The 14,948-nt window shown below is 33.1% G+C and carries 13 protein-coding genes; 7 read left to right on the top strand and 6 right to left on the bottom strand.

What is annotated here, in order from left to right; translation table 11 throughout:
* The first annotated feature begins 8 nt into the window (after window positions 1-8).
* Both BM289_RS12180 and gldD read left to right on the top strand, forming a co-directional pair.
* Complete coding sequence (locus BM289_RS12180; RefSeq protein WP_091493723.1) at window positions 9-1,313, top strand: gliding motility-associated protein GldE; 1,305 nt, start codon at window positions 9-11, stop codon at window positions 1,311-1,313.
* A complete protein-coding gene (gene gldD / locus BM289_RS12175) occupies window positions 1,306-1,866 on the top strand; it encodes a gliding motility lipoprotein GldD (RefSeq protein ID WP_091493720.1) in 561 nt (186 codons plus the stop codon). The genes BM289_RS12180 and gldD overlap by 8 nt, the downstream gene beginning before the upstream one ends.
* Window positions 1,867-2,185: 319 nt before the next feature.
* Here the strand turns inward: gldD and BM289_RS12170 are convergent, their stop codons facing one another.
* Window positions 2,186-2,563 (bottom strand): heavy-metal-associated domain-containing protein, encoded by a 378-nt coding sequence (locus BM289_RS12170; RefSeq protein WP_091493717.1) that lies wholly within the window; start codon window positions 2,561-2,563, stop codon window positions 2,186-2,188.
* Window positions 2,564-2,664: 101 nt separating this feature from the next.
* Here BM289_RS12170 and BM289_RS12165 point away from each other — a divergent pair, with 101 nt between their 5' ends.
* Window positions 2,665-3,531: a DMT family transporter gene (locus BM289_RS12165; protein WP_091493714.1), complete on the top strand. Its 867-nt coding sequence runs from the start codon at window positions 2,665-2,667 to the stop codon at window positions 3,529-3,531.
* A gap of 210 nt (window positions 3,532-3,741) precedes the next feature.
* Here the strand turns inward: BM289_RS12165 and BM289_RS12160 are convergent, their stop codons facing one another.
* Together BM289_RS12160 and BM289_RS12155 are read right to left on the bottom strand one after the other, a co-directional pair.
* A complete protein-coding gene (locus tag BM289_RS12160; protein WP_208610251.1) occupies window positions 3,742-5,790 on the bottom strand; it encodes an insulinase family protein in 2,049 nt (682 codons plus the stop codon).
* A gap of 12 nt (window positions 5,791-5,802) precedes the next feature.
* Window positions 5,803-7,125 carry a M16 family metallopeptidase gene (locus BM289_RS12155; protein ID WP_091493709.1) on the bottom strand — a complete coding sequence of 441 codons (1,323 nt, stop codon included), beginning with the start codon at window positions 7,123-7,125 and terminating at the stop codon, window positions 5,803-5,805.
* A 273-nt stretch (window positions 7,126-7,398) separates the two neighbouring features.
* Here BM289_RS12155 and rplU point away from each other — a divergent pair, with 273 nt between their 5' ends.
* From rplU to BM289_RS12140, 3 genes are all read left to right on the top strand, one after another.
* Window positions 7,399-7,836 (top strand): 50S ribosomal protein L21, encoded by a 438-nt coding sequence (rplU, locus tag BM289_RS12150; RefSeq protein ID WP_091493706.1) that lies wholly within the window; start codon window positions 7,399-7,401, stop codon window positions 7,834-7,836.
* 24 nt (window positions 7,837-7,860) lie between these two features.
* A complete protein-coding gene (rpmA, locus tag BM289_RS12145) occupies window positions 7,861-8,121 on the top strand; it encodes a 50S ribosomal protein L27 (RefSeq protein ID WP_008466657.1) in 261 nt (86 codons plus the stop codon).
* A 119-nt stretch (window positions 8,122-8,240) separates the two neighbouring features.
* Window positions 8,241-9,536 (top strand): hypothetical protein, encoded by a 1,296-nt coding sequence (locus BM289_RS12140; protein ID WP_244165366.1) that lies wholly within the window; start codon window positions 8,241-8,243, stop codon window positions 9,534-9,536.
* Between the two features lie 103 nt (window positions 9,537-9,639).
* Here the strand turns inward: BM289_RS12140 and BM289_RS12135 are convergent, their stop codons facing one another.
* The 3 genes from BM289_RS12135 to miaE form a co-directional block, all read right to left on the bottom strand.
* Window positions 9,640-10,095: a hypothetical protein gene (locus BM289_RS12135; protein WP_091493700.1), complete on the bottom strand. Its 456-nt coding sequence runs from the start codon at window positions 10,093-10,095 to the stop codon at window positions 9,640-9,642.
* Window positions 10,096-10,191: 96 nt separating this feature from the next.
* The gene (locus tag BM289_RS12130; RefSeq protein WP_091493697.1) at window positions 10,192-12,951 is read right to left on the bottom strand and encodes an AsmA-like C-terminal region-containing protein; all 2,760 of its coding nucleotides are present in this window, start codon (window positions 12,949-12,951) and stop codon (window positions 10,192-10,194) included.
* A 51-nt stretch (window positions 12,952-13,002) separates the two neighbouring features.
* Window positions 13,003-13,584, bottom strand: a complete 582-nt coding sequence (gene miaE, locus BM289_RS12125; RefSeq protein ID WP_066032854.1) for a MiaE family protein — start codon at window positions 13,582-13,584, stop codon at window positions 13,003-13,005.
* A gap of 116 nt (window positions 13,585-13,700) precedes the next feature.
* Between miaE and BM289_RS12120 the strand changes: the two genes are divergently transcribed.
* Window positions 13,701-14,942 carry a glycosyltransferase family 4 protein gene (locus BM289_RS12120; protein WP_091494223.1) on the top strand — a complete coding sequence of 414 codons (1,242 nt, stop codon included), beginning with the start codon at window positions 13,701-13,703 and terminating at the stop codon, window positions 14,940-14,942.
* Window positions 14,943-14,948 lie beyond the last annotated feature (6 nt).

Raw genomic sequence — 14,948 nt, 5'->3', positions numbered from 1 at the left:
TATGCAATTTGGACCCGGAGCCCAGTTTACTTTTCTCTACAAATCTAGACACTAATTTAATTATTGGCTTTGTCGGAATATTTATATTGTTATTTCTGTCAGCCATAGTTTCAGGTGCCGAAGTTGCCCTTTTTTCTTTGTCTCAGCAAGATATCGATGATACTTTAAACGATAATCAGGCAAAAGGTAAAATTATTTCCAATTTATTAGATAGACCTAAAAAACTCTTGGCAACATTACTCGTAGCTAATAATTTTTTTAACATAGGAGTTGTTATCCTGTTTGCTTACATAGGCCGTAGCATTTTTGCAGGTGTAGGTTCGGCAGTGCTTAAATTTACTTTAGAAGTTATTTTGGTGACTTTCCTGATTTTATTATTTGGAGAGGTTTTGCCAAAAGTTTACGCAAGCCGAAACAGTAAAAGTTTTGCAAAACGAGTGGCTTATCCTTTGGCGTTTTTAGATAAAGTGCTTTCGCCGATAAGTCTGCCAATGCGTGAAATAACCATCTATTTTCAAAATAAATTAGGAAAGCAGAAAAGTAATTTTTCAGTCAATCAACTTTCTCAGGCTTTGGAACTTACGGACTCGGAAGGAACATCAACAGAAGAACAGAAAATCTTGGAAGGAATTGTTTCTTTTGGAAATACCGATACAAAACAGGTAATGAGTCCAAGAATTGATATTTTTGCATTGGAAATATCAGAGACATTTGCAGAAATTTATCCGAAAATAATCGAAACAGGTTTTTCCAGGATTCCAGTATATCGAGATAATATTGATCAGATTGAAGGAGTGCTTTTCGTAAAGGATCTACTTCCTCATATTGATAAAGAAGAATTTGATTGGACTTCTTTGATTAGAGAAGCGTTCTTTGTTCCGGAGAATAAAAAACTGGACAATTTATTGAAAGATTTCCAGAGCTTAAAAAGCCATTTGGCGATTGTAGTTGACGAATATGGAGGAACGTCGGGATTGGTTTCTTTGGAAGATGTAATTGAAGAGATTGTAGGGGATATTAGTGATGAGTTTGATGATGAAAATCTGAACTTCTCGCAGATTGATGATAATAATTTTCTTTTTGAAGGAAAAATAAACCTGAAAGATTTCTACAGAATTGTAGATGTTGACGAAGATGTTTTTGAATCTCATAAAGGAGAAGCCGAAACACTGGCGGGATTTATTCTGGAAATCTTAGGTAATTTTCCGAAAAAAGATCAGAAAGTGCCCTTTGAAAACTGTGTTTTTACAGTAGAAACAGTTGATAAAAAGCGCGTAAAACAAATAAAAGTAACAATTAATAAAAATGTTTAATAGAATATTTTCAATAACAGCAATTTTACTTGCACTAACAGTTTTGAGCTGTAAAAATGATGTTGTGCCAAAACCGGCGAGTTTTCTGCGATTGGATTATCCGGAAGCAAAATACATGAATTTTGAAAATAACTGTCCGTTTGCTTTTGAAATGAATGAAGATGCTATTATTAAAGGAGAAAAAGAATGCGGCTTTGCGATTACTTATCCAAAGATGAAAGCAACTATTTATTTGACTTATAAGCCTGTAAACGGCAATATCGATAAGTTGTTGAGAGATGCTCAAAAGCTAACTTACGAACACGTAATTAAAGCAGATGATATTTTGGAACAGCCTTATTTAAATCCGCAGAAAAAGGTTTACGGAATGTTTTACCAAGTTGATGGAAACGCAGCAACAAATTCTCAGTTTTACGTTACCGACAGTACAAAACATTTTTTAATTGGTTCGATGTACTTTTACGCAAAACCAAATTTTGATTCGATTATGCCTGCTGCGAGTTATGTTAAAAACGATATGCAGCGTCTGATGGAAACGCTGAAGTGGAAATAAAAAATAAAAGGGCTGTTTTAAAAATTGAAACAGCCCTTTTTTATTGCAATTGTTTATATTTTAATCTTGAACTATCATTCCGTAGGAATGTTTCGTTGGTAGAAAAAAAATGTAACCAGATGTATTTACACGTTCCGTAGGAACGTTTGGCATGCAATTTTCAGCAAAAACAATTAAAAAACCACACGTTCCTACGGAACGTAAAATCTGGATGATAATATAATTTTCTACCGACGAAATGTTCCTACGGAACAATGTAGAATAAAAACGGCTATTTCAATTTTTGAAACAGCCGTTTTTATTTGGTTGAATTTCGAATTTAAGACTTAAAATTCGAAACTTTATATGTTTTTCCGTCTCCTGTTTCCTGAACTGTTTTTGTTAAAGATTCTGAGTTTTGAATCGTTTTATCAAAACTTACTGTTGCTGTTTTCTTGTCAAAATCGACAGTTGCTTTTTCAACTCCGTCAAGATTGGCTAATTCTTCTTCGATTGTTTTAGCGCATCCAACAGCACAAGTCATTCCGTCGATTGTGAAACTTGCTGTTTGAAGATTTTCGGCAGCAATTGGTTTGTGTTCTTTTGGAACACTTTTTTCTGCATTTACGACCTGAAGACTTTTATCTTCTTCTTTTTTACAGCCAATGAACACTAAGCCAGCGATTGTTGCAGTGATTAAGATTTTTGAAATTTTCATTATATATAAATTTTAAATTGCTAATTAGTTGCCTGCAAAATTACTAAAAAGTGAGCCGTCAGTTCGTAAAATAATTACAAATTTGCAGTAAAACTTGATCTATGGAAACAAAACAGTTAAAATGGCTGTACTTGGCGATTCTCTCTCTTATCTGGGGAAGTTCTTTTATTCTGATAAAAAAGGGATTAATTGGTTTAACTGCGATTCAGGTTGGTTCCTTCCGCATCATTTTTGCGGCATTGTTTTTATTGATTTTTGGATTTAATAGTTTGCGAAAAATTTCCCGCCAGCAATGGAAATATGTAGCAATCACTTCTCTTTTTGGAACTTTTATGCCAGCTTACCTTTTTGCTATCGCCGAAACTCAAGTAAATAGTTCGATTGTAGCAATTTTGAATTCTTTGACGCCTTTAAATACATTAATTTTAGGAATAATAGCTTTTGGAATTCAGTTTCAAAAAAGGCAGGTTTTAGGTGTTTTTATTGGTCTTGTTGGTTGCCTGTTGTTGGTTTTAAGCGGAGATTCCTCAAGCGGAACGCAAAATTATCTCTATGTTTTACTGGTGGTTATTGCAACGCTTAGTTATGCCATTAATGTCAATTTGATTAAAAAATACCTGCACGATTTAAATTCGATAAGTATCACAACGGGGAATTTTGCAGTGCTTTTTCTGCCTGCATTAATCATTTTAAGTGCAACAGATATCAGCCAGAAAATACATTTTGCTGAAACACAACATTCGATATTTTTTGTGATGATTTTGGGAGTTTTAGGAACTGGAATAGCTAATATTCTTTTCTTTAAACTAATTCAGATGTCATCGCCGGTTTTCGCAACATCTGTAACCTATTTGATTCCAATCGTTGCCTTTTTCTGGGGATTATTAGATAACGAAATGCTGACTCCGATTCAGTCGGTTGGTGCTTTTATTATTTTGATAGGGGTTTATTTGTCGGCTAAGAAATGATTTTGAGTCGAAATGATTTTTGTAAAGTTTCATTTTTAAATTGACAACGGATGTCACCTTGAGCGGTCCCGAGGCTTCGGGAGAAGGGCACGTCAATTGGAACGGGGGCTTCGACTTCGCTCAGCCTGACAAAACAAAGTCTCTAAAAAAAAGCTTTGTCAAAGTTTAAAACTTTGACAAAGCCTTCAAAAATCTTAGCACCTTAATGCCTTAAAGAAAATCTTTCTCAGAAACTCCTTCGTTTATTTTGATGTCAGACATTTTAATATCCAATTCAAAACCAACATTTTGAACTAAGTTAAAAGGAACTTTTACACCTTTTACTTCTTTGTAATCGTTGAAGTTTGTGATTTGTGTTGCTGATTTTCCACCTTGTTCGCGAAGTTTAGATTCGGCTGTTTTTAGACCTGATTTAACATCATAGTAATAAGTTGTTTTGCCGTCTTTAATAACATAAGCATCGTTTCCGTTAATTGGCTCGATTCCTTCTACTTTAAGATCGGTTCTTTTTACAAGCTGTAATTCTTCAAAAGGGGTGGCGTTTGCTTTCATTTCGGCTAAATCTTCTCCTTGAAGATCTTTTCTCTGACCTTGTTGTTCAATATAAGCGCCTTTTTCGTTAACAACCTGCTTCATTATATTCATAGTTCCCATAGAAAGCGAAACCATCATTTTGCCTTTAGAATCTAATTTAGATGTAAAAGTTAATGGAGTAGGGGCTTGTGGAATAGTTGTGGAACCGTTCATGTAAAGTGTTTTTACTGCTGTAACCGCTTTTTCTCCTCCAATTGCTTTAATGTAATTTTCAAAAACTGTTTTGGCAGTTAAATCTTTAGGAGCTTCCTTTTTAGTTGAAGGTTTTTCAGTAGGATTTCCGTATTTATCGAAATAGGAAATTGGAATTTGAAGTTTTTCTAAGCCAGCAAGAACATCAGAACCTTTTCCAACAATTACAATTCGCATATTGTCCAATAAAAAGTATTTGTTGGCAACGCGGTAAATATCATCAGCACTAACATTGTTGATGGTCTGAATGTATTTTTCATAGAAATCGGCTGGAAGTTTCTCTGTTTCGATGTTTAGTGCATAACGAGCAACAGCCTGTGGTTTTTCAACCTGCATTACAAATCTTCCAATATAACCAGCTTTTACATTTCTTAAAACTTCTGGATCTACTCTTTCAGTTCGTATTCTTTTAATTTCTTTAATAAACTGAACAACAGCGCTGTCTGTAACTGTATTTCTAACTGCAGAATTGGCTTTGAATTTAGTCACATATTTTCCGCTTCCAATGCTTGAGCTTGCTCCGTAAGTCCAAGCATGCTGCTCACGTAAATTCATGTTTAAATAACTGTTGAAATCACCTCCTAAAATTTGGTTTGCAATTACCGCAGGAAAAAAATCAGGATCGCTCATTTTTAAATTGACAGTATTTACCAATGAAATTTCAGATTGAACTGCATTTGGAACATCTACAAAATCAATTTGTAATTTCGAAGGGTTGACTGGATCAGGATAAGTATTTTTTGGCGCACTTTGTTTTTTCCATTTGCTGAATAATTTTTCAACAGCAGCTTTTGTTTCTTTAAATTTAATATCTCCAATGATTACTAAATATGCATTTTCTGGAACGAAATGAGTATTGTAGTTGTTTTGAACATCTTCTAACGTCACATTTTTTACGGTTTCTTCTGAAAGAAATTCTCCGTTTGGATGGCTTTTTCCAAACGCTAAAACATCAACAACTCTATTTGAAATTGCAGGAACGCTTTTCTCGTCTGCTTTAAGGCCTTCAAGCAATTTAGCCTTTTCTTTGTCGAATTCAGTTTGAGTGAAATTGGGCTGTAAAGCACCTTCGGCCAAAAGCTCTAAAACACGTCCAGAATATTTTGATAATGAACTTGCGTATGCACCTTGTGAATTGAAGTTTATATTGGCTCCATAAAAGTCAATTTCTTCGTTAAAAGCTTCTTTTGTTGTTTTTTTAGTTCCGTTTCCTATTAAGCTGCTGGTCAATTCGTCAACACCTTTTTTGTTGCCTTCAGTAAACGGTGCATTATCTAAAGTAAGGGTAAAGCTTACTCGAGGTAATTTGTGGTTTTCAACAATCAAAACTTTCATTCCGTTTGCCAAAACAAAGGTCTGCGGTTTTTTGATGTTGACTACTGGGGCGTTTCCTGGTTTGGGTTGTGGACGATCTTGTGCTTGCATAATTCCAGTTAGGAATAAAAGGATTAAAAAAGTATATATTTTTTTCATGATTCGATATTCTTAGTTTTGAGATTTAGGCGTCGGAATGTAATCTAAAATTAAGCGTTGATTTGGATTCAAATATTTCTTGGCAACTTCTCTAATTTCTTCTCTGGTGATAGAATGGTAAATATCAATTTCTGTATTGATTAGATTTACATCACCATAAAGCAGATAATAAGAAGCAAGATTTTCAGCAATTCCTTCAACACTTGAATTTGCATTCACATAATTATTATCGAATTTGTTTTGTAGTTTTTCATAATCTTTTTCAGAAATAAGATCGGTTTGGATTTTTACAATTTCTTCGTCTATTTCTTTTAAAATATCTGCAGTTGTATTGGGTGCCATTGGCAAACCGTATAAAATGTAAGTTCCGTAATCTTCCTGACTAAATCCAACAGCGCCAATTTGTAGCGCCATTTTTTTGTCGTCAACTATTTTTTTATAAAGTTTAGAGCTTTTTCCGTCGCTTAAATAAGAAGAAATTAAATCTAAAACACGTGCATCTCTCGTTTTCATTGAGGGTGTTCTGTACGAAGCCACGATCATTGGGATTTGAATGTTCGGATCTTCATAAGTAGCTTTGATGGTTTGTGTAATTGGCTCTTCGGTAAAAGTTTGTTTTTTAACCTCTTCGCCTCTTGGAATTGGTCCAAAGTATTTCTGAATCCATTCTTTTGTTTTTGCCTTTTCGAAATCTCCAGCTACGACTAAAACGGCATTATTTGGTGTGTAGAATTTTTTATTAAAAGCCTGAAATTCTTCCAAAGTTGCAGCATCCAGATCTTTCATAGATCCAATAGTTGTCCATCTGTAAGGATGGTTTTTGAACATGTTTTTCTTAACCTCTGCCAAGATATTTCCGTACGGCTGATTATCGTAACGCATTCTCTTTTCTTCTTTTACAACCTCATTTTGAGTGTCAACACCAACTTTGTTAATAATAGGATGCATTAATCTTTCAGATTCCATCCATAAACCAAGTTCTAAACTGTTAGAAGGAAAAACTTCATAGTAATACGTTCTGTCATCAGATGTGTTAGCGTTATTAACACCTCCATTTGCGGTAACGATTTTCATCCACTCGCCCCGTTTGATATTTTGTGTTCCTTCAAATAATAAGTGTTCAAAGAAATGTGCGAATCCAGTTCTGTCAGGACGTTCGTCTTTTGATCCCACATGATACATTACTGATGTAATGACAACAGGAGCAGAAGGATCGTTGTGTAAAATAACATGCAGTCCATTATCTAAATTGTATTCCTCAAAAGCTACTTTTTGAGCATGAGCTACTCCGCCAAGCATTAATGCAGCACTTAACATCATTAGTGATTTTTTCATAAAGATTAATAATTTTAAATATCAAACAAGAGTAGGTTGACTAGAGTTGATTTTAGTTACATCAAAAATAGTTTTTTTTAATTATCAATTGCAGATTTGTTTATAATTAGATATTATTTTAACAGTCTTTTACTTTAAATAAATTAAAATTCTATCGTAAAAGTGCTTGATATACAGTGTTTTTTGAGAATGAAATATTTTTGCTTTTACAGGTTGCATAGTAAATTATTAGTTGTATATTTGCAACCTTAAAATTCAATAAATCAATTTGATATGTATGCAATCGTAGAGATAGCAGGGCAACAATTTAAAGTAAGCAAAGACTTAAAGGTTTATGTTCACCGTTTAGCTAACGAAGAAGGTTCAAAAGTTACTTTTGACAAAGTTCTTTTATTAGATGATAACGGAAATGTAACTTTAGGCGCCCCAGCTATAGAAGGTGCTTCAGTAGAAGCTAAAGTGTTACAACACTTAAAAGGTGATAAAGTTATCGTTTTCAAAAAGAAAAGAAGAAAAGGATACAAAAAAAGAAATGGTCACAGACAATATCTTACACAAATTGTAATTGAAGGTATTTCTGCAGCAGGAGGAACTAAAAAAGCAGCAGCTAAAAAAGCAGTTGTAGCAGAAGAAGCGGCTACTGAAGAAGTAGAAGCTCCAAAAGCAAAAAAAGCAGCTCCAAAAGCAAAAAAAGAAGCTACTAAAGAATAATAACAATATTTAAACTCATACGTCATGGCTCACAAGAAAGGTGTCGGTAGTTCGAAGAATGGTAGAGAATCAGAATCAAAACGTCTAGGCGTTAAGATTTATGGTGGACAAGCTGCCATTGCTGGGAACATCATCGTTAGACAAAGAGGTTCAAAACACAATCCAGGTGAAAACGTTTACATCAGTAAAGATCACACTTTACATGCTAAAGTTGATGGAGTTGTTAAGTTCCAAAAGAAAAGAGATAACAAATCTTATGTATCTATTATCCCATTCGAGGCATAATAAGCATAGATTACTTTTTATAAAACCCGTTCAGAAATGATCGGGTTTTTTTTATTTCTATAACTTTTTTAGGAAGACTTTAAAACTTACATTTGTTTTGCCTCTTAAACAAAGAAAGTTTGAAAAAGATATTATTGTTGCTCTTGTTGTGTTGTCTTAGTGCTTATGCAAAAACATCTTCAGAGAACATTGGAAGTCATTTAAGTTCTTTAAATGAGAAACAAAGAACTATTTTATATGAATTTGAAGTCCTAAAAAGAAACGGCTGTAAAACAGATCATTTCTGGCAGGGAAATAAAAATCAGTTTTCAGAATTCGATGCAGAAACGAGAGATGAACTAGCAAAGCAGATTTTTGAAAATTCCACTATTGTTTATAAGCCTCAAAAAAATTCCGCAGTTCAAATCTGGATGCAGACGCAATTGCTGACCAATTGGATGTTTTATTTGTCGGCTTTTATAGCCATTTGTGCTGTTATTGCGCTTTTTAAAAAGTATTGGAGTTTATTAATTGGATTTCTTCTTAAGCGTTTAGAGCCTGTTTTAAGGTATTTGTTTTCTCCTTTATTATTGACCTGTGAATTGTTGATAGTTGGAATCGCTTGTGTGTTTTATGCAGTTTCTATTGAAGATTTTGTAGTGCGAACCGTAATTATTCATTTAGGATTGTTCTTGTTATGGAGTCAGTCTACAGCTTTGTTTACCAAAGAATATTGGGTAAAAAAATATGTTTTAGAAATAGAAAATAATTTCTGGGGAAAAGATCCGTGGGAAACCATAAAAACAATATGTCTGCCAGCTGTTTTGGTGACATTGGCTCTTTCTTATGTTTTGTATAAAGTTCCTGCTGATGTTTTTTATAATTATGAAATTGTAATTTCAGGAATTGCTTCTTTTTATGCATTGCCTTTTTGGCGTATTTTAGAAAAATATATTTATCCCATTTTATTTCCTTTTAAGAATGATGGCTATCGTGCAAGAAGTATTGATTCTCTTGGCGCGTGTACAGTTATAGCAGTTATTTTGACGGTTGTTTTGATTTTGCAATGGAATGCTGTTTTTTACAATGTTATTGCAGCATTCATAAGTTTGGAGATTTTTGCGTTTCTCATTTTATCCTCAAAAGAGAATCATAAGTATAACTTAGGAAACTATTATTACTTGCAGTTTGTTGTTGTTCTTTTTCTTGTTTTAATGTTTCTGTATGGCTATCAAATTAATTCAAATGAAATAATCTGGTTTTCGTTGACAGGAAGCTGTGTGTTTGTAATTTTAAAATACTTGGAGATTTTCTCTTTCTTTTCGAGTTGGAAAAGAGGGAATTCTTGGGCTTGGAAATTGTTGGGGCTTGCTGCTTTATTATGGTCTTTAGGGCAGGGAATTTTATATTTTTCTAAACTATTATTTGCAATTTAATTATCTGTAAAAAGAAAAAACCTTTGTCAAAGTTTTAAACTTTGACAAAGGTTTGGAATTGATGCTTCAAATATTTGGAATTTTATTCTATAATATTTTGATTTTAAAGCTGCTCTCTTATATGTTTTTGAATATATTTTTCTAATTCTTTTCCTTCGAAAGTTTTGTGATTGATTTCAAAGTACACTTCATTTTCAATATTCTGTTTCAAATATATTGTTGTTTTAGATGTGTTTTCTTTGATTTCTATTTCAATCCATTTTTCGGCTCGAATGTTTTCAATATATTTTGCATTTGACGAATTTGCAATCTTGCAAAATTCAATGATTTCATTTTTGTTTAAGTCAAAATAGAATTCTTTGTAAAAATCATAATTTATTTTATTCCATTCCCAGTTTCCTGCCTCGCTACTTATTTTGATTATCTTATCTGTGCTTATTTGGGCTTTTTCAGAAGTGTCAAAAGAAGCTTTTTTGTAATAAAACATGTTGTAAATAGCCCATAAGAATCCTAAATTCGCAATTATTATTAAAACTATTTTTATTCTTTTGAAGACCATTTTTATTAAAACTTTTGGAATGCTTTATTTGAAAAAAGGGAATTTGGATTCGAGCTTTAGCAAAAAGATTGGAATTTGGAATTTCAAAATTGAGATTTAATCCTCAGTATCTTTCGTTTCCTCCAAATCCTCAGTTTTACGTCCCACTTTTACTTTAGGATTATCCTGAGTTCCTGTAACCGTTAACGGAATTCCAAAGATACCTAATGGGGGAAGTCCTAAGCGCATTTTTAAGTTCAGTTTTCCGTCCAGGCTTGTTGTTCCTTCGATTCTTGGTCTAAAGCCAGCAAATTTAAATTTAAAACGATCAACGGTTATAATATTATTCTTAACTGTAGTTTTTATATCTACTTTTGAAAGATCTGGATTTTTCATTTTTTCAGAACTGGTTTGTTTGCTGACTGCATTAAACATTTTCAGTCCACGGACTTTTACATCTTTTACAGAAAGTGTTCCGCCTCCAACAAGCGAAGGATAAACTGGTTCCATTTTTGAATTTAAACGTCCTTTTAATTTGTAATCTAAAGAAACAATTCCTTGTGCTTTTTCTGCGGCACTGGCCATTTTTCTAAAAACTTCAATTTCATTGTAAGCTCTTTTAATATCAAAATCATTAGCTTTTATAGCGTAGTCAAAATTGGCTTTTTTAGTTGTTACAGCTTGGTAATTGGCATTCATATCAACCTTGCATCCAATTAGATCGAAGCCTGTGTTCTGCATTGTCAGCTTTCCTTTGTTCATTTTCAGATTTCCAGTGGCTTTGTTTAAGGTCAGTTTATCAAAATTTACTTTTTGTGCATTTGCTAATAATTGCAAATCTAAGTTGGTTGGAATAACGATTACGCCAGTTTCGTTTGTCGTTGTTTCTTTTTTCTGAGCAGGGTTTTGAGTCTGTGTTACAGGTGTGTCTTCCGGTGCATTAGACATAAATTCATCTACATTGATATATCTTGCCGAAACTTTAAAAGAGCCACGTAAAACACCCGTTTTTGTTGTTACATAGTTGATTACATTTTGCAAATAACCGTTCATTTTAAAATCAGACTGTCCGTAAGCGGCTAAGAAATTATTGAACGACATTTTATCTTGATTGATTTTGAAAATCCCTTCTTTGATAACAAATTTCTTTGGAAGGAATTCTGAGGCAATTCCGATATTTCTCAATTCAAGAGTTCCTTTGTTGTGTAATTTGCTGTAATTTCCTTTTTCAGCATCGCTTTGTTTTCCTTTTAAAACCAAATCGGCTTTTACAAAACCATCTAAGTCAAGTCCTTTTTGAGAGAAAACTTTATAGATTTTATTAACGTCCAATTCGCCTTTTGCTTTTACGTCATAAGTCAAATCATCAAAATTGCTAAGGTCGGCTTCCACAAAAACAGGTTTTCCTTCAAAAGTAAACTGAGTTGGTTTTAGGTTTACTTTCAAATCCTGAAAAGTTCCTTTTTGATTCTCAATTTTAGATTTGATGGTAATATTCGTAATCGGATTTGGATAATAAGGTGTTTTCAAATAACCATTTTCCAGATTAATTGTACCATTAGTTACCGGAAAACGTTTGTTTTTTTGATCGAATACTCCGTTTGTTTTGATATCGCTTACTAAAGATCCTTTTAGTTTTATATCAGGAATTCCAAGTGCGTTAACTAGTTTTTCAAGATCAATTTTAGCTTTAAAATCGCCATTAATATCCGGTGTATTTACACCTTTAACAATAAACTTAGATTTTAAATAATCCTGATTGATATTTAAAGATAAGTTTTGAGCATCAACAATAACTAAGTCCGGATTTAAAGACGGAACTTTTGTTTTGATGTCTAAATTTAAATTAGAAACCGGAAAGGCACTTTTATTATAATTCACAAATCCATCATTGATTTTTACGTCTAAATTAAGGTCTGGAGCTATATTTTGTGATGTAATGTATTTTCCTTTTAAAGTAAAAAGAAGGTTTGTGTTTCCTTTTAATTCAGTTTGGGCAAGCCAAGTAATGTATTTTGGAGGAAAAGCGGTAAAAACATCGTACAACTTGCTGTTGTCCGATTTAATTACAAAATCCATATTGTAACCATCTTTCAGGATATCAAATTTCCCTTTAAAATCCACCAAAAGCTGATTGATTTTTAAGTTGTTCTGCTGGAAAAAGAACGAAAGCGAGTTAATGTTTACTTTCGTAATCAAATCGGCATCAATCTTTTTGTTCATTAAATAGGGTTCATCTTCATAAACGATATTTAATTTTTCGATTTTTGCTTTTGAATACAAGTCAAAAACGGCTTTGTTTAAATCTCCTTTTCCTAAATAATTAAATCCAAAAGCATCAAAATGTACTTTTGTCGATTTGTCATCGTAAACAATTTTACTGTTTAAGATTTCAATTCGCTCTAGTTTTAATGCAGTATCACTGCTGTCTTTCGATTTTGAAGCCTGTTCCTGTGATTTGTAAATGTTGTAATTAGCTTCTCCGTTTGAATTCACCTTTACATTGATAAAAGAATCGGACAAATAAATCTGATCGATTTTTACCGATTTACTAAAAATCAAACTAGCAACGTTAATTCCAAAAGAAACCTCTTTCGCTGTGATAAATTTTTCGTTTTTGTATGGAGCCGAACCATTAAGACTTAAATTGTCTAATGTTAAAGTTAAAGAAGGGAAATGACGGAAAAAAGAAACTGAAACATCAGAATAATTAAGCTCTGCGCTTAATCTTTCGTTAGCTGTTTTCTTAATTTGTTCCTTAATCTGATCTTCAAAAACGATAGGCGTTAAAAATAGTAATCCTAAAAGAACAGCTAAAGTGATTCCGGTATACTTCGCAATTTTAAATACGATTGATCTGGATTTACTTTTTTGCATAACGAATTGTGGGTGTTAAAGTGTAAAATGATGTCAAAAAGCGAGTATGATTTATCCGTGTACGGTTTCACTTTTACCATAATTGGTAATAATAGAACCTTCATATTCAATCCATTCTTTCCATCTTTTATCAATGTCAATATTGTCTTGATATTTTCTGGCGAATCCTAAAAATGTTGTGTAATGTCCGGCTTCAGAAATCATTAAATCTCTGTAGAATTTTGCTAATTCTTCATCTTTAATATTTTCGGAAAGCACTTTAAAACGCTCACAGCTTCTTGCTTCAATCATGGCCGAAAACAATAATCGGTCGCAAAGAGCGTCTCGTCGGCTTCCGTCTTTTTTCATAAATTTAAAAAGTTCATTTACATAATGATCTTTACGCTCGCGGCCTAAAGTAAGTCCGCGTTGTTTTATAATGTTGTGGACCATTTGAAAATGTTCTAGTTCTTCTCTTGCAATTTCAAGCATTTCGGTTACCAATTCTTCGATTTCAGAGTTATAAGTGACAATACTGATGGCATTTGAAGCTGCCTTTTGTTCACACCAAGCGTGATCCGTTAAAATTTCTTCGATATTTGACTCAACAATATTTACCCAGCGAGGGTCTGTAGCTAATTTTAATCCCAACATGATTTCCCAACATTTTTAGATGGTACAAAATTAGTGTTTTTTTGTGACCGAATATTGGTTAATTGGGTGCAAATCCGCGGAAAAAAGTATTATTTTGTAAGATGAAACCAATTACGATGAATCAGCTAAAAAAACTTTTAATTATTGGGTTTGTCTGGCCCGAGCCAAAGTCTTCTGCAGCAGGTGGAAGAATGATGCAGTTGATTTCTATTTTCAAAGAAAATGGATTTGAAATCACATTTGCAAGCGCGGCTCAGGACAGCGATTTTATGGTTGATTTAGCTGAATTTGGAGTGATAAAAAGGAGCATCGAACTCAATTCGTCGAGTTTTGATGATTTTATAAAAGAATTAAATCCAGATGTTGTTTTGTTTGATCGCTTTATGGTCGAAGAACAATTTGGATGGAGAGTAATTGAAAACTGCCCAAAAGCAATCCGAATTTTAGATACCGAAGATTTACATTGTCTGCGAACAGCGAGACAAAAAGCTTTTAAAGAAAACCGAACTTTTGAGCTTTCTGATTTATTGTCTGAAGAAGTCGCAAAACGCGAAATTGCGAGTATTTTAAGATGTGATTTATCTTTGATTATTTCTGAATTTGAAATGAATATTCTGAAAGAGGTTTTCAAAATCAATGAAACTTTACTTTCTTATCTTCCTTTTTTAGTTGATGAAATGAAGGAAGATGAACTACTGAAATTACCATCTTTTGAAGATCGCAAGAATTTTGTTTTCATTGGAAATTTTCTTCATGAACCAAATTGGAATACGATTCAATATATGAAAGAAGCTATTTGGCCTTCGCTGAGAAAAGAATTCCCAGAAGCAGTTTTGGAAGTTTACGGCGCCTATCCATCGCAAAAAGTTTTGCAATTGCATCAGCCTAAAAATGGTTTTTTTATAATGGGAAGGGCTAAAGATGCTAATGAAATTGTAAAAAAAGCAAGAATTGTTCTCGCGCCGATTCGTTTTGGAGCAGGTTTAAAAGGGAAATTATTAGAAGCTATGCAATGCGGAACGCCAAGTGCAACAACTTCAATTGGTTCTGAAGCCATGCATGCCAATTTACCTTGGAATGGTTTCATTGAAGATAATCCCGAAGTTTTTGCAAAAAAAGCAATTGAGCTTTATCAAGATGAAAATCTTTGGAAACAAGCTCAGAAAAACGGAATTGCAATTATTAATGAATGTTATAAAAAAAGCAATTATTCCGCTCAACTGATTTCTTTGGTAAATTCACTTTTAATCGATTCTGGAAGTCATCGTCTGCATAATTTTATGGGAAATCTGCTCCAGCATCATGCTTATAAAAGTACCATGTACATGTCCAAATGGATTGAAGCGAAAAATAAGTAATCAGTA

The organism is Flavobacterium phragmitis (assembly GCF_900112575.1).
GTDB lineage: Bacteria > Bacteroidota > Bacteroidia > Flavobacteriales > Flavobacteriaceae > Flavobacterium > Flavobacterium phragmitis.
Note: the sequence above shows the minus strand (reverse complement) of the source record. Positions and strands in the feature narration are given on the sequence as shown.